Annotated in this window: 27 protein-coding genes; 18 read left to right on the top strand and 9 right to left on the bottom strand. The window is 40.3% G+C overall.

The window, feature by feature from the left end; translation table 11 throughout:
- Window positions 1-14: 14 nt before the first annotated feature.
- The 7 genes from FC26_RS08160 to FC26_RS08130 all read right to left on the bottom strand — a co-directional run bounded on the left by FC26_RS08160 (window position 15) and on the right by FC26_RS08130 (window position 5,706).
- Window positions 15-845: a DUF3037 domain-containing protein gene (locus tag FC26_RS08160; protein WP_057779512.1), complete on the bottom strand. Its 831-nt coding sequence runs from the start codon at window positions 843-845 to the stop codon at window positions 15-17.
- Entirely contained in the window at window positions 838-1,656 is an 819-nt protein-coding gene (locus FC26_RS08155) for a HipA family kinase (RefSeq protein WP_057779510.1), read from the bottom strand. Before FC26_RS08155 ends, FC26_RS08160 begins: the two co-directional genes overlap by 8 nt.
- Window positions 1,657-2,128: 472 nt before the next feature.
- On the bottom strand, window positions 2,129-2,806 hold the full coding sequence (locus FC26_RS08150) for a GIY-YIG nuclease family protein (protein ID WP_057779508.1): 678 nt from the start codon (window positions 2,804-2,806) through the stop codon (window positions 2,129-2,131).
- 124 nt (window positions 2,807-2,930) lie between these two features.
- A complete protein-coding gene (locus FC26_RS08145; protein ID WP_057779505.1) occupies window positions 2,931-3,698 on the bottom strand; it encodes a hypothetical protein in 768 nt (255 codons plus the stop codon).
- 20 nt (window positions 3,699-3,718) lie between these two features.
- On the bottom strand, window positions 3,719-4,783 hold the full coding sequence (locus FC26_RS08140) for a type I restriction endonuclease (RefSeq protein ID WP_057779504.1): 1,065 nt from the start codon (window positions 4,781-4,783) through the stop codon (window positions 3,719-3,721).
- 57 nt (window positions 4,784-4,840) lie between these two features.
- Window positions 4,841-5,266, bottom strand: a complete 426-nt coding sequence (locus FC26_RS08135) for an ImmA/IrrE family metallo-endopeptidase (RefSeq protein ID WP_057779502.1) — start codon at window positions 5,264-5,266, stop codon at window positions 4,841-4,843.
- A 2-nt stretch (window positions 5,267-5,268) separates the two neighbouring features.
- Window positions 5,269-5,706, bottom strand: coding sequence for a helix-turn-helix transcriptional regulator (locus FC26_RS08130; protein WP_057779500.1), 438 nt, complete (start codon window positions 5,704-5,706; stop codon window positions 5,269-5,271).
- A 140-nt stretch (window positions 5,707-5,846) separates the two neighbouring features.
- Here FC26_RS08130 and FC26_RS08125 point away from each other — a divergent pair, with 140 nt between their 5' ends.
- Window positions 5,847-6,077, top strand: coding sequence for a helix-turn-helix transcriptional regulator (locus tag FC26_RS08125; protein ID WP_057779497.1), 231 nt, complete (start codon window positions 5,847-5,849; stop codon window positions 6,075-6,077).
- A gap of 170 nt (window positions 6,078-6,247) precedes the next feature.
- Here the strand turns inward: FC26_RS08125 and FC26_RS08120 are convergent, their stop codons facing one another.
- Window positions 6,248-6,448 carry a hypothetical protein gene (locus FC26_RS08120; RefSeq protein ID WP_057779495.1) on the bottom strand — a complete coding sequence of 67 codons (201 nt, stop codon included), beginning with the start codon at window positions 6,446-6,448 and terminating at the stop codon, window positions 6,248-6,250.
- Window positions 6,449-6,529: 81 nt separating this feature from the next.
- Between FC26_RS08120 and FC26_RS12765 the strand changes: the two genes are divergently transcribed.
- The 11 genes from FC26_RS12765 to FC26_RS08075 all read left to right on the top strand — a co-directional run bounded on the left by FC26_RS12765 (window position 6,530) and on the right by FC26_RS08075 (window position 12,209).
- Window positions 6,530-6,694 carry a hypothetical protein gene (locus FC26_RS12765; protein ID WP_157061134.1) on the top strand — a complete coding sequence of 55 codons (165 nt, stop codon included), beginning with the start codon at window positions 6,530-6,532 and terminating at the stop codon, window positions 6,692-6,694.
- A gap of 62 nt (window positions 6,695-6,756) precedes the next feature.
- On the top strand, window positions 6,757-7,299 hold the full coding sequence (locus tag FC26_RS08115; protein WP_057779493.1) for a hypothetical protein: 543 nt from the start codon (window positions 6,757-6,759) through the stop codon (window positions 7,297-7,299).
- A 5-nt stretch (window positions 7,300-7,304) separates the two neighbouring features.
- Entirely contained in the window at window positions 7,305-7,673 is a 369-nt protein-coding gene (locus FC26_RS08110) for a DUF771 domain-containing protein (RefSeq protein ID WP_057779491.1), read from the top strand.
- The gene (locus FC26_RS12760; protein WP_157061132.1) at window positions 7,670-7,828 is read left to right on the top strand and encodes a hypothetical protein; all 159 of its coding nucleotides are present in this window, start codon (window positions 7,670-7,672) and stop codon (window positions 7,826-7,828) included. The genes FC26_RS08110 and FC26_RS12760 overlap by 4 nt, the downstream gene beginning before the upstream one ends.
- Before the next feature lie 105 nt (window positions 7,829-7,933).
- Window positions 7,934-8,209: a hypothetical protein gene (locus tag FC26_RS08105; protein WP_057779489.1), complete on the top strand. Its 276-nt coding sequence runs from the start codon at window positions 7,934-7,936 to the stop codon at window positions 8,207-8,209.
- Window positions 8,199-9,071 carry a recombinase RecT gene (locus FC26_RS08100; RefSeq protein WP_057779487.1) on the top strand — a complete coding sequence of 291 codons (873 nt, stop codon included), beginning with the start codon at window positions 8,199-8,201 and terminating at the stop codon, window positions 9,069-9,071. Before FC26_RS08105 ends, FC26_RS08100 begins: the two co-directional genes overlap by 11 nt.
- Window positions 9,031-9,834 (top strand): PD-(D/E)XK nuclease-like domain-containing protein, encoded by an 804-nt coding sequence (locus FC26_RS08095; RefSeq protein ID WP_057779486.1) that lies wholly within the window; start codon window positions 9,031-9,033, stop codon window positions 9,832-9,834. Before FC26_RS08100 ends, FC26_RS08095 begins: the two co-directional genes overlap by 41 nt.
- Before the next feature lie 11 nt (window positions 9,835-9,845).
- Window positions 9,846-10,625 carry a DnaD domain-containing protein gene (locus FC26_RS08090; RefSeq protein ID WP_057779484.1) on the top strand — a complete coding sequence of 260 codons (780 nt, stop codon included), beginning with the start codon at window positions 9,846-9,848 and terminating at the stop codon, window positions 10,623-10,625.
- A 2-nt stretch (window positions 10,626-10,627) separates the two neighbouring features.
- Window positions 10,628-11,356, top strand: coding sequence for a phage antirepressor KilAC domain-containing protein (locus tag FC26_RS08085; protein ID WP_057779482.1), 729 nt, complete (start codon window positions 10,628-10,630; stop codon window positions 11,354-11,356).
- Window positions 11,353-11,754, top strand: coding sequence for a DUF1064 domain-containing protein (locus tag FC26_RS08080; protein ID WP_235809492.1), 402 nt, complete (start codon window positions 11,353-11,355; stop codon window positions 11,752-11,754). The genes FC26_RS08085 and FC26_RS08080 overlap by 4 nt, the downstream gene beginning before the upstream one ends.
- A complete protein-coding gene (locus tag FC26_RS08075) occupies window positions 11,751-12,209 on the top strand; it encodes a hypothetical protein (RefSeq protein WP_057779480.1) in 459 nt (152 codons plus the stop codon). Before FC26_RS08080 ends, FC26_RS08075 begins: the two co-directional genes overlap by 4 nt.
- Before the next feature lie 189 nt (window positions 12,210-12,398).
- On the opposite strand, the gene FC26_RS08070 is transcribed toward FC26_RS08075, so the two are convergent.
- Window positions 12,399-12,887, bottom strand: coding sequence for a TspO/MBR family protein (locus FC26_RS08070; RefSeq protein ID WP_057779478.1), 489 nt, complete (start codon window positions 12,885-12,887; stop codon window positions 12,399-12,401).
- Window positions 12,888-13,075: 188 nt separating this feature from the next.
- Here FC26_RS08070 and FC26_RS08065 point away from each other — a divergent pair, with 188 nt between their 5' ends.
- From FC26_RS08065 to FC26_RS08040, 6 genes are all read left to right on the top strand, one after another.
- A complete protein-coding gene (locus tag FC26_RS08065) occupies window positions 13,076-13,534 on the top strand; it encodes an ArpU family phage packaging/lysis transcriptional regulator (RefSeq protein ID WP_057779475.1) in 459 nt (152 codons plus the stop codon).
- A gap of 1,038 nt (window positions 13,535-14,572) precedes the next feature.
- Entirely contained in the window at window positions 14,573-14,737 is a 165-nt protein-coding gene (locus tag FC26_RS12925) for a hypothetical protein (protein WP_164478252.1), read from the top strand.
- On the top strand, window positions 14,737-15,552 hold the full coding sequence (locus FC26_RS08055) for a terminase small subunit (protein ID WP_057779472.1): 816 nt from the start codon (window positions 14,737-14,739) through the stop codon (window positions 15,550-15,552). Before FC26_RS12925 ends, FC26_RS08055 begins: the two co-directional genes overlap by 1 nt.
- Complete coding sequence (locus FC26_RS08050; protein WP_057779468.1) at window positions 15,533-16,843, top strand: PBSX family phage terminase large subunit; 1,311 nt, start codon at window positions 15,533-15,535, stop codon at window positions 16,841-16,843. The genes FC26_RS08055 and FC26_RS08050 overlap by 20 nt, the downstream gene beginning before the upstream one ends.
- 55 nt (window positions 16,844-16,898) lie before the next feature.
- Window positions 16,899-17,534 carry an HNH endonuclease signature motif containing protein gene (locus tag FC26_RS08045; protein ID WP_057779466.1) on the top strand — a complete coding sequence of 212 codons (636 nt, stop codon included), beginning with the start codon at window positions 16,899-16,901 and terminating at the stop codon, window positions 17,532-17,534.
- Between the two features lie 38 nt (window positions 17,535-17,572).
- Window positions 17,573-19,090 carry a phage portal protein gene (locus FC26_RS08040; protein ID WP_057779464.1) on the top strand — a complete coding sequence of 506 codons (1,518 nt, stop codon included), beginning with the start codon at window positions 17,573-17,575 and terminating at the stop codon, window positions 19,088-19,090.
- Window position 19,091: the final 1 nt, after the last annotated feature.

Below are 19,091 nucleotides of genomic sequence, written 5' to 3'. Positions count from 1 at the left end.
TGGGGCAGTGCATATTACTTATTCAAGGCTTGACCGAACTCAGATAATGGAACGACCCTTATGTTTGCTTTTTTCGCAGAATTTTCAATTTCAACTAATTTTTCGGTAAAAGTGTTATAAGATTCTGTATTGTAGTCATCATTAGTTGTGATTATAATCTCGGGAACAGGAGTTTCGGAGATTATTTTGTTTATGTCATATAGCGCACTCTTTAATTCAGTAGCCATTGTTGATTTGTGGGCATAATCGAACGAGATAGCTTTTATATACTTATCTCCAACTTTAAAATCAAAAACAGGTTCATCACTAAAGTCACTCTTTATATCCGTTGGCTTCTTCTCTAAGTTGCTAAGACTATAAGAATTTAAACTTTTAGATAGAATACGTTTAACTTCAGCTTTTGTAATACGTTGTGACTTTGGTCTGTCATAGTACAAGTACATCTTTTTTAACTCGTCGACATCCTCCTCGAAGGAGCTGGCACTTGTTTCCATGGCCTGAATTGGCGAAAACTGGAATTCATTCGACAAAAAAGAAATATTTTCCGATAAGAAGAAATCATTTTCAATGTTTTTAAATCTGCTTTCATACCCGAGAGACATATGCGTTTGATCATCATCTACTGGAAAGTTAAGATCAAAACGTAGCGAGTCAAGAGTCATGTTAAAAAAATCTTTGTCGTATTCGTCATCAAAAGAAGCTACACGACGAGTATTTTTTAGCTTGAATAGATGGGAAAAACTAATAGAGGGTGCATGAACAACTATGCCGACATTGATAGATTCCATACGAATAGAACTTGGAATATATTTCAAGACCGAATAAAATAGTTTAAAATTATCCATGTAAATAACCTCCTTTATTAAATCCAAATTTTTGTTCTAATTTATACACTATATCATCCGAGTGAGCAATTTGAAAGTGAAGAAACTTTTTCGCGGCTTCTAAGTCAGTGTCTGAAATTGCCCATTCGTCTGGAATGTTTGAAAAACATGAATTAATTTCATCTTCTGACAACTCACTCAGTCTTCTTTTTATAGGTGAAAACGGGTGATTTGTTTCAGGATTTCTTCGCTTATATTCGTCTGCAAGTAATGCGTATGCTATGTCGTCTAAATCTTTAATAATTTCAGGTGGATTTTGAGAATCTTGCTCAAGTGAAATATTGTCCCATATTTGTGCGATTCTAAAAATATTAGTATGGTCCAGAGCAATTAAATTTCTGGTTGATTTTTTGACAAACCAATTGCCTTTATTATCTGCTCGGTCGGAGTTCATTACTAAAGTATCGAAGAAGATAATTTCTGGAAAGATTTCATCATTTAAAATTTTGTGTGCGGAGATTTGATTTATTCCTAAGGCAGTTCCACTAATCATTTCAGAAATAAAACATTTCCCTGGATGACTTTCATTGTTTGTGAGTAATGAATTTGCCTCTACAATATTTTCCGGAAGTTTTGCGATATTTGTGTATGGTGTTTGAATACACAAGAGTTTTGCCAGACGTGAGGCAAAAATTTCATTAAACAGAGCCTTCCCATTTGTAGTGTTATTGATGCATTTCATTATATATTGCTTAGAGTCATCGCAAGAAACTAAAAAAGGATGAGTTCTGCCAGCGTTCATCTGATTGATGATAGCATTTACTTTTACCACAATGTTTTCACATCCTTTCAATAAATAAGTACAACGTCCCCGGCAGGACTCGAACCAACGACCAGACGGTTACGGACATCTGATCTAACCAAACATGTAAAAGGCCTATTATGGCCACACCCAATATAAACGAAGGCTAAAAATAATTTTTTAATCAAATGGATCCCAATAGTTATCAGGAATATGATCATTTTTTGATAATTCCCAGTGATTAGACATTCCTCTTTTAGGGACTGCATCGGGTTTCAAGCATACAAAGTGTCTATGAGAACTGTCTTCAATAATAAAAACACGTCTATATTCATTGTCAGAACTTATAATAGAGCAGTTAGAGTGTTTATATCCAAAAATGTCAACGTATTCCATACAATCACTTCTTCCTTAAAACCGTCTTTAAATCAATGAAAATTAAGCAATGCAGGACACTCTTCTGAGAACCAGTTAAAAACTAGGTACAAAGGCTAAAAAATAACTATTCCAATTCTGCGTTAACCATTGGTTTTATATCCGATAAAATAATATCGTTATACTTGAACCATGCGAAACCGTTACGATCCCTACCACATTGTTCTTCTGTCAATTGGTGATAATGATCGTAGCAACAAATTGCTGCCCTTGAAAGGGTATGTTCCTTACCACAGCGACATAATACATGATTTTTTCCGTCTATAACGGTAACTTTAATATTTGGATCTTCTCGAAAAGTCAATTTCGCACCTGCTGGAATGCTTAGGTATTTGAATGTGCGATTGGGGCGAGAACCAATCTTTCGGCTAATAACTGTATATTTTTTTCCGGTTATCTTTGAATTGTATTCTTCCGGTCTAATCCATTCAGCTGTTGGGTCATTGAAGGTTAGTAGTTTAAATGCTTCTTTTGTTTGGTTGTAAGTTGCTTTAAAAAATTCTTTTGAAGGGCTTTCACGCATGCTAGAAAGAGCTCTATGTAATAGTCGTTCAGCCTTTTTATAATTCATAATTTTTACAGCAAATAGTAATAATGTCGGCTTCCCATCTGGAATACCAGTATCATTAAATTGAGCTAAACGGCGGGCCACATCTTTTGTTTGACCTATTTTAATGTAGCCTGGGAAAGCTTTGTTTTCTAATGCATATACATATCCTTCGTCATCGTTGGTGTCTGATACCATAATCATTCCTCCAAATCATGCTTACTTTAAGTATTGAAATAATTAATTCACATCCAGTTTAATAGTCCCAATACTCTGCCCAGTGTCCGGATCCGTGAACTTCAGCTTGACGGGGTAGGTGGTGTTATTGCCATTTAAACTGGCCATTGATACTACCAGTGGAGTGACCAATAATTTGATCATCATGATAAATAGTGGTTTTTACGCCTTTGTTGGCTTTTGTGATTGACCAATCAGAATCACCACTAATTTCAGCTAATCCAGCTTTTTGAGCATCGCGAGCAATAGGGTATTTCTGTGTTGAATCTGTGTTATCTAATGCTGTAAAGCTATCATTCATGTAAATGTTTAAAACACCATCGTCTGTGTATTCCATATGATCAACATAATTAGAAAATCCTTTGCCGTTCCAACTTGATAACATTTTAGTGAGATCAGAATTGATCGCAGTAGTAGATGAAGTTTCAGAAACGGATTCATCAGATGATGTATCAGCCATTGAAGAAGCATTTTTCATGCTTTCAGAAATGCTACTTTGAATCGATGGATTGTTTTCTACCGAAGTTTTGACTGATTTACTTTTTGAATTTTTTGAAACTGTAATTTTGTATTCATCTGGTTGGGTAATCGTAAACTTAAAAGCACCATTTTTATTGGAATTAATGGTTTTAACAGTATCATCAACTTCTATTAACTTAACTTTTGCATTTTTATTGGTTTTACCGGAGATGACTACCGGATTATTAGAATAGATATATTTATCCTTTACGCCTATAATTGAAATTTTTTCGACAGATTTAGATTGCTCAGATGATTTTGTATTCGTACCACATGCAACTAGAAAAAAAGAAATAATTAACGTACCACCAATAACAAGTACCTGTTTTTTCATTGAAAATTACCTCCGTAAAACTATACTTTATATTGGTCGGCAATAGATTTTATCTGATCAGCGTAGTTGTAAATGTCTGTTGGATCGTCAAAGTCAATTTCAGTATTGTCATCATCATGAAGAATGAAGAAATGGCGTGTTTTGTTAAAATAGATACGAATAATCCATTTGCGATTACTATCATCGATTAAGACGTTGAAGTACGTGCGATTATCACGGTAGTACACACGTTTTGGATCAATAATGTCTTTTAAGACAACTTTTGCGACGGTGTATGATTCAAGTTCTTCTGGTGTTGTTATAATACCGTCATCAGTTTCTTTTTTGATCGATGGATTGTCATCATCGGTGGATGATTCATCAATTGTTCGATCAAGCGCACTACTCAATTTGCTGTTAACGGTTTCAGAAATGATCTGAGAAAAACCTTTTTGGATTACTGGCTTAAATGAGTCTATAACAGCTTGTGTTTTCATTCCGTCGTAAATGTATGTCAAGATAAGGCGGACAAACTCATCATCTGGTGACTGAATTTCTTTATTGAAGTAGCTTTTAACGAGACCTACATATTTTAAATCAGAAGCCGAATTAGTAATATTTTCAACGTTAAAATTTTCTTTAGCAAATTTGAATAATTCTGCAATTTGGGAGTCTTTAATTGTAGATAATTTTACCGTTAAAAACGGTGTTTTATCCATTACATTCGGTGATTCTAAATCAGTGTAAAATTTATATGTGTCACCATTAGTAAGAATTCCGAATTTTGCCTTGGTGGCAGTAAAATATCGAAATAGCTGGGAATCGCGTTTAGATAAGTCATCACTTAGTTCTTTTGTCTCAATTAGAATTTGGACTTCGTCATTTAACACAATAGCATAATCAACGCGTTCACCTTTTTTACTGCCAAAATCAGCGGTAAATTCAGGCACGAACTCTGTTGGATCAAATACGTTATAGTTTAGAGCGGCGAAGAATGGCATAATTAACGCATTTTTGGTAGCTTCCTCAGTGTTTAATTTATCGGCAAACTGATCAACTTGTTCAGATATCTTTTTGAGTTTAGTTGTAAATTCTGTCTTATCCATTTTGAATCTCCCAAGAATTTCAGCTTTTTAAGTCGTCAGTATTTGGACTTATAAACATCACTGAATCTTAATAAATCGTTCCATAGATTCAGGTAAACCATAGTATTCTAAGATATTCAGTTTAGAAATTTCGTAGTCTCTATCTACATCGGAAAGCAAAAAATCAAAAGCGAATTCATTTGCTTCCCGCTCAATATACGGAATATTGAATCCAGCAGCCGTACTCCTCAAAAATGGAGTATTGTACCCAGTATGTAAGCGGCAGTGACCAAGCTCATGACTAACTACATATAGTTTTGTTTGCTCGCTTAGTCGATCGTTGATGAATATTGAACAAATGCGATTGGAACGAATTGTTTGCCCCCATGTGTCCGAATCCATTTGGTGGGGGATTACATCATAATCAAGGCCCTCTGCAACCACATATGGGTTGGTTGAGTTAAACCGTTTGATTAATTTATTTACCTCACTTTGGACGGACATATTTAATCGCCACCTTTTGCTCCATTATCTCTATATTTTTTAGGTGTGAATTTCTTTTTTGCTTTTTCTTTATTGATGCGCAACCCCGTTTCAATTATGTCACGCATGCTTTCCATCTGTTCTTTTGTCGCGGGTTCACCATAGAAATTCACGTCTGCAGAAGTCTGTATTCCTTCAATGATTTGTTCTGCTTGTTCTGCTATGTCAATTTCATCTTTTTTTGTTAAATCATAGTAGTGACGTTTTTTTGAGTTTCCAATAATGTAATCTACGGACGTATTGAATATAGATGCTAGTTTTTTTAAGGCATCAAGGTTAGGCTCTGATCGATTTGTTTCCCAGCTTCCAATGGTTTGCTGAGAAACAGATATTCGTTTAGCTAATTCGGCTTGACTAATGCCAAGCTCATTGCGTAGTTCTTTAATTTTTGCGCCTATCATATAAAAACCTCCGTTTACAACGTAAGATTACCACGATTTGTGGTAAATTAAGCAAAATACCAAGAAAAATAGTAAAAACTATTGTATTACTACAAAATGTAGTATATGATAACTACATAAGTTGGTAAGGGGGTGGAAAAATGAATTTAGACAATAAGTTACGGGAGTTACGAGATTCTAAAAAGATGACTCAAAAAGAACTTGGAGATTTAGTAAAAGTAAATCAACGAACAGTCAGCAAGTGGGAGAGAGGATCGGCTACTCCTGGGCCAGCTCAGATGCAATTTTTACAAGACTTTTTTGATGTCGATAAAGAGGAAATTTTTTTTGAAGCATTTAACTACAAAAATAAGTTAAAAATTACTATTTAACTACAAATAAAAGTATAAACAATTCCACCGCCAAGGAGGTGAGCGTATGAAAGTCAGAAACCATAACGGAATCACTAGTGCACTCTGGCATATCTACTACGAATTAGTACGAATGAACGAGCTTAAAGAAAAAAAGGACAAGCACAAAGCCTGACCTCCGAGAAGAGTGATTATAGCTTAAAACCAGCTAAGCCACGATCACGAGCATTTTGATTCTTAACGATTTGGCGTTCAATGTTTAAAGCTTTCTTACTATCAACAGAACCTGCACGTTCGATGATGATAGTTGCAATTTCAGAAAGTGCTGCAGAAAGTTTTTCGTCAGCAATATCATATTTTGCCAAAATTGTTGTAATTTCTTCGTTAGTCATAATTTCACCTCCTTTGGAACTATTATCCCACCGGAGAGTGAACACGTATATTCAATTTTAAATGAGCGAGGAGGTAACCATATGAATAAATCACAACTAGTAGAGGACTTAATGTCCTTCCGTCCGGACCTCAAGCGGTCGTTTCTGGAAGGATTCGGAACGGACACGTTAAACAATATGCTGACCATCGAACGTAACCGCGTGGCAGATGAAGTAGCCGAGATGGCTATGGAATCATTTGCTTAACTCTAATGTAGTTCATATAGCTGTAATAAGACCAATCAAATCATGAAGGGAGGTGATTTTACATGCAAGAAGTACGAGTTCATATGTCAATGAGCCTCGTTCATACGTTGCCCCATACTATGAAGCTTCGACATGTTACAGCCACACAGGTGGGGCGTGATTCAGGATATTCACAGCCAGCTATTTCGAAGTATCGAACGGGTGCGGCCAAGATACCGCTTGAAAGTGTACCAAGCCTTATGCGGGCGTTTCCTGAACAGGGTGAGGAGATTCTATTAGACGTTGCTCATCAATTCAGTGAGTTTTTGCCGCCTGTGATGAACGGCTCAGCAATAAGTGAGAATCCATTATCGCGAGTGGTTATGTTAGTGCCACAGCTACAGCAAGCCGTCACAGCCGTTAATAATTCACTTGATGAGTTGAGTGGTCCAGCTGATTCAATTCACGGTGCAGACGATCCAGAGGATGCAGTTATTCAGATATTGGATGCCAATTTCTACGGAATCAATGCTGCAATCGCTATCTGTCACGCATTTGGATTTTCGTTGCAGGATTTGGCGAACGAGCGCAAGAAATATTGGAAGCATAGCAAATTAGCGAGGTGAGAAGAATGGCAACACAGATCAAGGCGACAGTTACAATCAACGTTCCTGAGGATCAGGTGATTGTCGATAAGTCCTATATTGAGGGATTAGAGGACTACAAGAAACGGACATCGTTAGAAGGCCAGTATTGGACGATGGCAGACTTGATAGCCCGTGTTGGTCATGAGCGTAAATGGGTGAAAGATAACATTCTCGGCCCGTTCAATGACGAACTGAGCTTTGAGAATGGTGGTCCAGCATTTATTCCAGTAGCTGGTAGTAAGCAGCAGTATTCGTTCAATGCTAAGGAGATGGCAACGTTCTTGAGTCAACATTTTCCTGACATTTATAAACACGCAGATGGAGCGAATAAAGAAGGGAAGCAATCAGTATGAAGTGGCTGTATATGATTCTTGGAGCTGTTACCAGTCTTGTGCTCGTAACAGGCAATCAAGTCTTAATCAATTGGCTAGCGTTGTTCTGGATCGTGTTTGGCGTCGTTAAAACAGGCAACTATCTATTTGATCGGAAGGAGCAGAAACATGTTTAAACACGCAAAAAAAGACGCTCAACAGCGGCAACTGTTAAACGTCGAAACAAACTATTTCAAAAATATCTTATGTCAATATCATAAACCGAAACGGGGGCTTTTGCAATGGATGTTAAACAACAAAGACAGCCATCAGATTGGCCAACACCAGTCGAACGCTATCTATTAGAAGATAAATACTCACTAGAAACACGATTAATCTTTCCAGATTTTGACATCACACCCGATGAACTTCGTGATGGTGCACTTGATAACTACATTGCACTACGCACACCACAGGAGCTTAGAAACATCTTAAGCACGATCATTGAAAAATCTGGAGATTATGTAGCTGCCCGTTTAATGGGCGCAGAAAGAAAGGATGATTCAAATGCCATCTAATCCAATTGTATTAAAAGTACAAAATCGTATCACTGAACTTGAGAAGGCTGACAACGGTCTTGCATTGCCATCTAACTATAGTCTTGGAAATGCACTCAATGCCGCGTGGCTGATGATATCGGATGATCCTAAGCTAATGAACACGGATGACAATTCCAAGACGCAGACGTTACTCAACATGGCAATTCAAGGGCTTAGCCCAGCTAAGAGTCAAGGATACTTTATTCCATACGGTCGCAAGTTAACATTTCAACGGTCGTACTTCGGTGATGTGACTATCCTTGAACGTCTTGAGAACGTGAAAGGTAAGCCGTTTGCTCAAGTAATCCACGAAGACGATCAATTCGAGATTGGGGCCGATGATATGGGTCAGACAACGATTGAAGTATTTAAGCCAAGCTTTGCCAATCTTGATAAGCCAATTGTTGGAGCGTTCGCTGTTATTCGGACCACTGATGGGCAAGAAAACGTGACGGTCATGACCAAGAAGATGATTGATCAGAGCTGGTCGCATGCTAAGACTAAGAAAGTTCAGAACGAGTTTGGCGATGAGATGGCTAAACGGACCGTACTTCGTCGTGCTGCCAAAATGTTCATTAACACTTCTGGAGACAATGACAATTTAATCAAGGCAATTCAGGACACTAATGATTCAGAAATGGACTTCAACGACGAACGTAAGGACGTCACACCAGAAGACAGCACCGCTGGTAAACTCATTGAATCATTCAAAGAATCACAGCTTAAAGAAGCTAAGCCAGAGATAAATGAAGAGGTGAACGACAATGCTACAGAATCCGACGAAAACGAAGAGCCAACCGATGAAGCTCAACAAACAGAACTACTACAGCCAAGCCACTAGTTGGGATTATTGGTCCACATCCCAGTTCAAGGACTTCGAGAATTGTGAAGCGGCCGCATTAGCAAAGCTTCGTGATGAGTGGCAGCCAACAAGCAATCCAGAGGCGCTACTTGTTGGAAACTACTTGCATAGCTACTACGAATCACCAGAAGCTCACAGGGACTTTATTGAAGAGAATCACGATCATATTATTGCCAAGGCTGGTAAGTACAAAGGACAGCCTAAGGCGGCCTACAAACAGGCTGATATGATGATTAAAACGTTGGATGATGATGACTTCTTCAAGATGGTTTACCAGGGTGAGAAAGAGGTACCTGTTTCAGGCACCCTTGGTGGTGTTGATTGGAAGGGCAAGCTTGATTGTCTGAACCTCGATAAAGGGTACTTCTGTGACCTCAAGACCGTGGATGACATCCATAAGCGTCATTGGAACGATTACTACAAGCAGTGGCAGTCATTTGTTGAAGATCGGGGCTACGTACTCCAAATGGCTGTCTATCGTGAACTTATTAAGCAAGTCTATGGGGTAACCTGTGAGCCGTTCATCTTTGCAGTAAGTAAGCAGACGCCGCCTGACAAGTTAGCCATTAATATTGATCCCATGCGATACCAGGATGAACTTGATCGAATTGATCGACAGATTGAGCACTTTGAAGCCGTAAAGACTGGTCAGGAAAAACCAGTAGCTTGTGGAACTTGTGAGTACTGTCGGAGCCATAAACAACTAGAGGGATTCGTCGAGGTTGGCGATCTGATCGACTAGGAGGTGCAAGTGTGAACTACATTCAGCAGATGAATACCTTTTTCCGGATTGCGGGAAGTGCGGAGTTGAGTCCCTCGTCAAGGATGCTGTACCTTGCCTTATTGAACAAGGACAATAGCCTCGGATGGATATCAACCTTCACATGCTCAGCCGACGAAATTAAAGGTCTTTCAGGGCTGTCTCAATCAGCGTTTCAACGGAGCAGACAACAGCTGATCGAAAAAAAGCTGGTCTACTACAAGAAACGTGGTTCTAACAGAGCACCTCGATATGAGATCCCAGAATTAACTAACAATTTAGTGTTGTCCATATTGAACAACACTCCGAACAGCAAAGCGGATAACACACCGAACAACAGTCCGAACATCACGCCGGACAACACTCCGAACACATTAGTTAAAACAAACCAAACTAAATCATTAGGTTCTTCTACTCCTGCTACTCCTAATAATATTAATAACGCGCCTACGCGAGAATCAGTGACTGAGAAGATCACCCAAGAATTTGGACGGCGACTGTCACCAATGGAACTCAAATACCTTGATGGCTTGTTTCAAGGGGCTAGCCCTGTACTGGTTGAATGTGCATTGCAGGAGGCTGTACTCCATCAGGCATACAGCTTCAAGTACATTGCAAGTGTCCTGAACGCGTTTAAGAAGCGCGGTATTACGAATCGTGAGCAGTACGAACAAACCGTTCAGGAGAGAAACGAACAGAATCAAGCAAAACAACAAAAAACGCCCGCCGATGGGCCAGACATTCCACTTTTTAGCATTATAGGGGAGGTATAGACGTGAACGAATTAATTCAAGTAACCATTCAAGACGGCCAGCAGGTCGTCTCAGCACGTGCACTATACAAGGGACTAGAAATCAAGCGGCGTTTCAGTGCTTGGGTAGCTGACAACTTCGATGAGTACGAGGAAGGCACAGATTTTACAAGCGTACGCACAAGTACGGTCGTTAATAACGGTGCCAGACGTGGATTACAGGACTACGCCATGACTGTTGGCATGGCCAAGGAAGTATCAATGATGAGCAAGACACCACTTGGCAAGCAGTACCGCCAGTACTTTCTGGCACTCGAACGTAGATGGAACGACCCACAGGAAGTCGTGAAGCGCGGCTACGCCATTCTGCAAGACCAGAACGCACAATTAACCATCGAGAATGCCAAACTCAAGCCTAAGGCTGATTACTTCGACAATCAGATGCACAATCCTGGTCTGATGACCACGACGGTAATTGCTAAACGATATGGGAAGTCTCCTCAATGGCTGAATGGGTGGCTTAAGGATCATGGTGTGATTTACAAGCAAGGCAAGAGTTGGATCGTTCGTCAGCATTTCGCTAGTGAGGGTTACGCTGACTATGAACAGTGGTCCGACAAGGAAGCTAAGCATGTGCACTGCCTACTCAAGTGGACACAGAAGGGTCAAAAATTCATCTACGACACGCTCAAGGCAGAAGGCATTTATCCAGTGACTGAGTTAATGACCTTGCCAGCGGAGGCGATTCAGTGACCTGGCATAGAGGATTCGAGTTGTACCCACGCCGGCAGAAATACAACAGCCACAAGGTGGTTATTGACGGAATTGAGTTTGATTCGAAGGCTGAGGGTGCTTACTACCTCACAGTCCAAAATGAATGGGCCGATGGTTGGACACGTCAGGAACGGTTCGAGATCGTCAAAGCATTTCGATGCGGTCATAAACGATACGCACACGCAACGTACAGGCCAGATTTCGTGCACCGGACCAACGGCGTGATCGATAAGGTAGTCGACGTGAAAGGCGGCAATGTGACGCTCACAACAGACGCTAGACTACGCATGAAATTATTTATGATGCGGTATGACATACCCATTACGATCGCAAGATATGACTATCACAGCGGGATTTTTGAGGAGGAATTAATTTGAAAACTGTTGAATTTGGAAAACGTTTAAATAGACGAGGCTGCACTTGGACTAAAAGCACGGTATATGGCAGTCCATTATTTGAAATTTATGAGAATGATTTACAAATGAAGGATGAACGGCCGTTTGCTACGATCAATGAAAATCAGCGCTATGGTATGGGAATCAACCCAAATAACTACAGTGATGAGTTACTAGAAAGCACGTTTTGGTTGATCTGCGATTACGCGGCTACACCGATTGATGAACGGAGAGAACCAGAAAAGAAGTATTACGTTAAAGTTCTCAAAGCAGAAAACTTTTATTATTGGAAAATTAGCCCTAATGACGCAACGACTTTAACTATTAGCAATAATACGAACTCGTTTTCTAGTGACAAGCAATTCACGATGGACGAAATTAAGAAATATGGGCTAGAAGGTTGCGAACGGGTGGAGGTGCAGGATGAAACCAAATAAACAAGTAATTAAAGACCTAGAAACTGAGAAGTCCGAATTGAGTGGAAAAATGAGGGTTAAATAAATCCTTGATATGACGGCAGAAAGACAAGCATAACTAGTTAAAATTTCAGCAAAATAAAAGCCGCTATTAATTTAAATAGTGACTTCAATGATAGTTATATTTGGATAAATAGAAACTGAGAAGGGTTAATTTAATACGGCCACACCAATAGACAAGTATGTGGCAAATAGTATCCAAACAAAATACGGAATGAGTAAATAGGCAGCTAATTTACTTGATTTATAAAAGTTAGTTACACATAGCAGCACAATAATATCCAAGATAACGATTATTATGACACCAATCCAGTATTGCAAATTATTAAAAAATACAATACTCCAGATGAAATTTAAAAATAGTTGAATTCCAAACAGAGAATAATTCATAGTTTTATCATGTTTAGAGTAACTACTACGATAAATCAAATATCCAGAGATGGCAATTAAAGCATACAAAACTGGCCATACAATGCCGAATAAATAGTTAGGTGGCGATAGGGGAGGTAAGGATAGATGATTATAGATGTTTTTTATGTCTCCTGCAAAAAGGGCGGAAAGACTGCCAATTATCTGAATTGATACAATCCAAATAATGAGATGTAACCAGTTGAATCTAGTTTTACTATCTTTAGTCATATGGAAAGCCTCCTTATCTGATTAATTAAAGTCTAACATTTTTTACTTAAATAAACTAAATGATAACAATTAATCGTAATAATAATATTTATATATTAGAAAATAAAAAATAGCCGCCTTTGCACAGACGACTACCCCGGAACTAATTATGCTTTTTCCAAACTAATTATATCATAAGGGGTGCCGAGATGACTGAAACAACAGATAATTTATCACTTTTTCCCGAGGTTGACGAGCAGGCGACCATCAAGAAAGTGACTAGTTTTTTTAAAGTAACTTTTCCAAAAATGGTGCGTTATTCGGGTAGAAGTATAACCAATCTGCAATCACCCGTAATCTCGGATATGCCGGGCGTCAAAAATGTAGAGAACAACGCTGATCGGCGTATTGTACAACGGTTAACAGCTGAAAACGTTGTGGAGCAAACAATGAAAGCCTTGAACGTTTGTGACAGTATTAGCCAGACGATCATTAAGAAACTGTACCTTTCCGACCACAGAGTATATGATTTTCAAATTTGGAAAGAAATTGGCTATCAAGAACGCCGCTATTACTATTACAAGAATCGTGCCTTACTCGCATTTGCAGATTATTACATGCTTGATGACCTACATGAGTTTCAAGAACCAAAAAAATTGCAGGTTTAGTGCAGGAAAATTGCAGGATCGTTGCAGACTTAGTGCAGGTTATATCTGAATTATGGGTATATGCTTGTATTGTTGATTAGTGAATAAACAAATAACTTGCATCTTGACGCGTGCTAAACATTTTCGACATTTGATGAATTTTCAACCGGTACGGGTACGCCGGTTACCTCCTTTCTGAATAAGTTTATAAATTCAATACAATATAATCGATTCACTAATCAACACGTGATTCAGTCGTCTAATTGGTAAGACAGAAGATGTGGGTTCGATCCCCACCTGAATCATTGCACGCTTGTTCGTGCACGGTCATGCCCGATCCATGGCCGTTATCATTACCCGGTTATGGAATACTGACATTATTCTACGGAACTCTAGCGGATACCTGTGCTAATGCTAGATGGTGGTTATCCAATAGAAAAATGAACACCACAGGTGCGGATGCCATTATTGCCAGCATGAAGGTTCGATACCCTCCCGGGTGGTAGGCTGATGTCATACGATTAATGTTCTTCATAGCATCAGCTCCCATCATCCGTACAATGGAAATTACAAATACTAATCTATTTGTTAGTGGGTTCGATTCCCACCCGGATGTTTCCATAGCAAGCATACAATCCGCAATGTCCAGCCTAGGAGGATAACAAGGACGATGATTGCTTGAAAATAGGGTAGCGCCCTAGGCGAGACACGGTTAATCTCGCACGAACACATCTTTCTTTCTACACGGATCACAGAAGCATTAATGACACTTCTTGCTGATTAGCAACGAAATCAAATTAGGAAGCAACGTTATTTGTTTTTGTGATTGCATCAACAGAATAATTGCTTGGAAACCAATTATTTAACTACTTGTCATCTTGTCTGGTTTACGCAACGGACGGGGTGCTTATGCCTTTACCGGGTTCGATTCCCGATATTGGTTTAGCCACGGTACACGTGGAGGTGGAAAAGCTCCCTTCTGACCCGTGGCATCAACGATAGGTTTCATATTTAGTCGCCTTAGCAGGGGCGGCTTTTTTAATACGATAGGTGAATAACATGAAACAAACAGATTACGGCCTAGTTAGCTGCCAATTTGAGCGAGATATGATCGCTCGTGCTGACAAGGCCATCAAACAAGACAAGCGTCGTGCTAAACAGCATGGCGCTTTTAATATGCAGTCGAAAGACGACAAGATCAAACGGAGGTGTGGTGATATGTAATGACTGAGAAGTATAAGCTGGCTCAGAAAGATTATGAAGCCGGTATGAAGTATAAAGACATAGCGGCTAAGTACGACGTTAAGCTCAACACGGTTAAGTCGTGGAAGTCGAGGTACTGGAATAAGGGTGCACCACCCAAAAAAAGTGTGCACACAAAACGCAAAAAGGTTGCACACAAAGTTGTGGACGAGCTGGTTGATAATGGCGATCTCACGGATAAACAAAAGGCATTCTGTTTGTACTATTTGCAACGGTTCAATGCCACGTGGGCTTATATGCAGGCATATGGTGTGAACTATGGAACGGCCAACACCAATGGGCCAGCCTTACTGGTAAATACTGGTATTCAAAAACAGCTGACTGAACTCAAAAAGTCGGTTGCAGATGATCTTCATCTAACTGTCGTTGACATTGCCCACGAGTATGCCAAGCAGGCGTTTGCTGATATGGGTGACTACGTTAATTTCGTGACGACCGACACACCTATCTGGGAACGCCTCTATCGTAAAAATGGGCCGTTCATTGATAACAGCGGTCATTACGATTACGTAGAGGTTACTGATCCCAATACTGGTGAGCCTGCGATGCACACAAAGCACGAGGTGCGATTCAAGGACCAAAGTATGGTTGATACCTCACTTATCTCAAAGGTTAAGACTGACAAAGGTGAGATTGATATTGAGTTGTATGACAAACAGAAGGCCTTGGGTGCACTAACCAAACTACTAGATGAGCAGAAGACTACTGGTTCGTCGAACACGGTCAAGATCATTCGGACGGATCGGAGGGACAAACATGGCGGAGATCACAATTAATGCCAACAATCTGATCAATCCACATTTTGACGACGTTCTGTACTCGGATGCGCTGAACAAGGTACTCAAGGGTGGCCGTGGTTCCACTAAATCGTCTGTGATCAGTCTACAGCTTGTGATCGACTTTCTGGACGATCCTGAGGCCAACGCACTGATCATGCGTAAAGTTGCCAATACACTTGAATTATCCGTCTATGAGCAAATCAAGTGGGCTATCTACGAACTCGATGTGCAAGACGAGTTCACGTTCAAGAAGTCACCATATCGGATCACTCATAAGTCAACCGGGACCGCGTTCTATTTCAGCGGTGTTGATGACCCACAAAAACTCAAGTCGATGATCATTGCTAAAGGTTACATCCGTTGGCTTTGGTTCGAAGAATTGGCGGAATTCAGTGACTGGGCCGAAGTCGATGCTGTGCGGGCGTCATTCACGCGTAAGAAACTACCACCTGGTAAGCATGTGATTACGTACTACAGCTACAACCCGCCCAAGAACCCATATGATTGGATTAATGAGTGGATTAAGAAGCGAATTGGGCTGGCTAATTGGTACATCGACCATTCGACCTACAAGAATGACACACTTGGGGTCCTATCTCAGGACTACCTCGATGAAATTGCGGTGGTTGCTCAGAATGATCCGGACTACTATGCTTGGATGTATTTGGGCAAGGTAATCGGTCTGGGCACCAACATCTACAACATGAGCCTGTTTCATAAGCTCAAGGAGCTACCAGACGATGATGAACTGCTCAATATCTACTTCTCAGTCGATTCAGGGCATGAAACATCAGCGACAACCGAGGGGTGTTATGGGGTGACTGAGAGAGGACGCGTGATTTTACTGGACACGTATTATTACAGCCCGTCTGGCAAGGCCAATAAGAAAGCACCCAGTGATCTAGTTGAGGATCTATATGCCTTTGAGCAACATAACATTGAGCGTTGGGGCCTTGATCCTTGGAAACGGAGTGCTGATAGTGCTACGGCCGATTATGCCTTGGACAACGAATATTTCAAACGCTATTCAATCAGGTGGCATCATGTTGCCAAAACAAAGAAAGTCGCAATGATTGACCATGTGCAAAATTTGCTTGCACAAGGCCGGTTTTTCTATTTGGATACAGAAGCAAACGAGATATTCATTTCCGAGCACAGGCGTTATCAATGGGACGAGAAGACGATTGAATCAGATGATCCACGGGTCATCAAGGAACATGATCACACATGCGATGCACTACAGTACTTCGTACTCGATAATAGAAGAGATTTAGGACTAAAGTGGTAATATCAGCGAACACAGCTATTTATTATGTGGTAAAATAGGCATAGAGGTGATAGCTATGGATGATATTTTGTACGAAAACGGAACAGCGTTTGTAGATGGCTATAAATTTAGAAAAGATAGTAAATCAGGGTATTATTTGTCGACGAAAAAGATCGGAAGTACTCGTAAAAGACTACATGTCTATATTTGGGAAAAATATAACGGTGAAATACCTAAAGGCTATCAAATACATCACTATGATGAAAACAAGGACCATAATGATATTAGCAATCTGATGTGTATGACAAAACATGAACATCACATGTGGCATAGTGAACATGATCGCAATAAAATGCTACCAAAATGGAACCATTCGCTTGATAAGGCGAGGATTAAAGCTGCTGAGTGGCATAGAAGCCCCGAAGGGAGAACACAGGCATCTAAAACTCATAAGGGAATAAAAATAAGAAAGAAATACATGGTCAATTGCTTAAATTGCGGGAAAACGTTCAGGGCTGCAAGACCAAGTGCAAAATTTTGTTCGCCTGACTGCCAATCTGCATACCGAAGAAGATCAGGTGTTGATAATGAAACAAGAAAATGTGTTGTGTGTGGGAGCTCGTTCGTAACAAATAAATACAGCAAGGCAAGAACGTGTTCTAGAAAATGTGCAGCACAATTAATGCTTCAAAAGAAAGCTTCTAATTCGTAGAGGCTTTTTTATTTTGCTTGAAATGGTAGGTGATACGAATGGGATTGTTCGACTCAATCAAGAAGTTCTTATGGAAAGAAGGTGGAAAGATGGGCATTGGTAAGTCGCTGGTCAATATAACGGATGACGAGCGAATTAATATTGATCCTTCGGAGTACGAACGGATCAACAAGGATCTTGTGTACTATTCTGGTCTGCCATCAGATGTTAAATATCATACGTCCGATGGTCAAGAGACAATTCGCAAACAGATCGGTGTCAATATGACGGAGAAGGTCGCACGTCGTCTAGCATCGATTGTATTCAATGAGAAATGCGAGATTAGCTTTGAAAACACAGCTCTGTCCGACTTCATCAATGGGGTACTTGAATCCAATAACTTCAAGAACGAATTTGAAATGCGCCTTGAGCAGGCTATTGTTTGCGGTGGCATTGCAGTGCGTCCGTATGTTGATGGTAATCAGATCAAACTGGCATGGGCTCGAGCTGATCAGTTCTACCCATTGCAATCAAACACCAACAACATTAGTGAAGCTGCACTAGCCAGCATAACTACACAAATCGAAAATGATACGGTGATGTACTACACGATGCTTGAATTTCACCAATGGAAAGACGGCCAGTATACGATCACCAATGAGCTGTATCGATCAGATGTCAAGGACTCGGTCGGCACGTCCGTGCCACTCGATTCGATCGACAAATATAAGGGTATCGAGCCCGAGGTTACGCTTGATGGTGACCAGATGATCAATCCTTTGTTCTGTTATATGCGGATGCCTGGTGCAAATAATATTTCGTTAGAATCACCCCTTGGTTTGGGCATCGTTGATAATAACAAACATACACTCGATAATATCAACAACACAAATGATGCCTTCATGTGGGAGATCAAAGCAGGCAAGCGGCGTATTGTAGTGCCTGCGTCGATGCTCAAGACAGACAAGGCACACAAGCTTATGTTTGACGCTAGTGACGGCGTATATGAGGGACTTAACACCGAAAATGGTGATGTCATTCAAGATCTAACCAAGGATATTCGAACGCAAGAATATACTGATGCAATGAATTTCTGGCTTAAACAACTCGAGAGCGGTGTTGGACTAGCTGACGGTACATTTAGTTTCGATCCAAAGACTGGTATTCAAACGGCTACTGCGGTTGTGAGTGAGAACAGTATGACGTATCAAACTCGTTCAAGCATTCTGACAAACGTTTCTGCGTTTATCAATGATCTGTGTACGGCTATTCTCGAATTGGCTCAATCATCGCAGTTATTTGACGGTCATCAAGCGTTGTTCTCGTTGCCTGATGGGGTTGACATGCACAACCTAAAAATGAATGTGCATTACGATGATGGTGTGTTCGTTGACAAGGATGCACAGGCCAAGCAGGATATGCTGGCAGTATCTTCGAGAATCATGCCCAAGGTACAATTTTTGATGCGCAACTACGGTTTATCGCAGAATGACGCACAGGACTGGGTCGATCAGGTACAGGCCGAAACCCCAGAGCCTGCTCCAAGTGCCGAAACTGGTATGTTTGGTGGTGAATAGC

The organism is Paucilactobacillus vaccinostercus DSM 20634, from assembly GCF_001436295.1.
GTDB classification, from domain to species: Bacteria; Bacillota; Bacilli; order Lactobacillales; family Lactobacillaceae; genus Paucilactobacillus; species Paucilactobacillus vaccinostercus.
The sequence above is the reverse complement of the archived record's forward strand: the minus strand, read 5'-3'. Positions and strand labels throughout refer to the sequence as shown.

What these genes read in the sequence shown, in the direction of transcription:
- FC26_RS08160 (WP_057779512.1), bottom strand. Translation starts at nt 845, where the DNA reads ATGGATAATTTTAAACTATTTTATTCGGTCTTGAAATATATTCCAAGT.
- FC26_RS08150 (WP_057779508.1), bottom strand. Translation starts at nt 2,806, where the DNA reads ATGGTATCAGACACCAACGATGACGAAGGATATGTATATGCATTAGAA.
- FC26_RS08145 (WP_057779505.1), bottom strand. Translation starts at nt 3,698, where the DNA reads ATGAAAAAACAGGTACTTGTTATTGGTGGTACGTTAATTATTTCTTTT.
- FC26_RS08140 (WP_057779504.1), bottom strand. Translation starts at nt 4,783, where the DNA reads ATGGATAAGACAGAATTTACAACTAAACTCAAAAAGATATCTGAACAA.
- FC26_RS08135 (WP_057779502.1), bottom strand. Translation starts at nt 5,266, where the DNA reads ATGTCCGTCCAAAGTGAGGTAAATAAATTAATCAAACGGTTTAACTCA.
- FC26_RS08130 (WP_057779500.1), bottom strand. Translation starts at nt 5,706, where the DNA reads ATGATAGGCGCAAAAATTAAAGAACTACGCAATGAGCTTGGCATTAGT.
- FC26_RS08125 (WP_057779497.1), top strand. Translation starts at nt 5,847, where the DNA reads ATGAATTTAGACAATAAGTTACGGGAGTTACGAGATTCTAAAAAGATG.
- FC26_RS08120 (WP_057779495.1), bottom strand. Translation starts at nt 6,448, where the DNA reads ATGACTAACGAAGAAATTACAACAATTTTGGCAAAATATGATATTGCT.
- FC26_RS12765 (WP_157061134.1), top strand. Translation starts at nt 6,530, where the DNA reads ATGAATAAATCACAACTAGTAGAGGACTTAATGTCCTTCCGTCCGGAC.
- FC26_RS08115 (WP_057779493.1), top strand. Translation starts at nt 6,757, where the DNA reads ATGCAAGAAGTACGAGTTCATATGTCAATGAGCCTCGTTCATACGTTG.
- FC26_RS08110 (WP_057779491.1), top strand. Translation starts at nt 7,305, where the DNA reads ATGGCAACACAGATCAAGGCGACAGTTACAATCAACGTTCCTGAGGAT.
- FC26_RS12760 (WP_157061132.1), top strand. Translation starts at nt 7,670, where the DNA reads ATGAAGTGGCTGTATATGATTCTTGGAGCTGTTACCAGTCTTGTGCTC.
- FC26_RS08105 (WP_057779489.1), top strand. Translation starts at nt 7,934, where the DNA reads ATGGATGTTAAACAACAAAGACAGCCATCAGATTGGCCAACACCAGTC.
- FC26_RS08100 (WP_057779487.1), top strand. Translation starts at nt 8,199, where the DNA reads ATGCCATCTAATCCAATTGTATTAAAAGTACAAAATCGTATCACTGAA.
- FC26_RS08095 (WP_057779486.1), top strand. Translation starts at nt 9,031, where the DNA reads ATGAAGCTCAACAAACAGAACTACTACAGCCAAGCCACTAGTTGGGAT.
- FC26_RS08070 (WP_057779478.1), bottom strand. Translation starts at nt 12,887, where the DNA reads ATGACTAAAGATAGTAAAACTAGATTCAACTGGTTACATCTCATTATT.
- FC26_RS08065 (WP_057779475.1), top strand. Translation starts at nt 13,076, where the DNA reads ATGACTGAAACAACAGATAATTTATCACTTTTTCCCGAGGTTGACGAG.
- FC26_RS12925 (WP_164478252.1), top strand. Translation starts at nt 14,573, where the DNA reads ATGAAACAAACAGATTACGGCCTAGTTAGCTGCCAATTTGAGCGAGAT.
- FC26_RS08055 (WP_057779472.1), top strand. Translation starts at nt 14,737, where the DNA reads ATGACTGAGAAGTATAAGCTGGCTCAGAAAGATTATGAAGCCGGTATG.
- FC26_RS08050 (WP_057779468.1), top strand. Translation starts at nt 15,533, where the DNA reads ATGGCGGAGATCACAATTAATGCCAACAATCTGATCAATCCACATTTT.
- FC26_RS08045 (WP_057779466.1), top strand. Translation starts at nt 16,899, where the DNA reads ATGGATGATATTTTGTACGAAAACGGAACAGCGTTTGTAGATGGCTAT.
- FC26_RS08040 (WP_057779464.1), top strand. Translation starts at nt 17,573, where the DNA reads ATGGGATTGTTCGACTCAATCAAGAAGTTCTTATGGAAAGAAGGTGGA.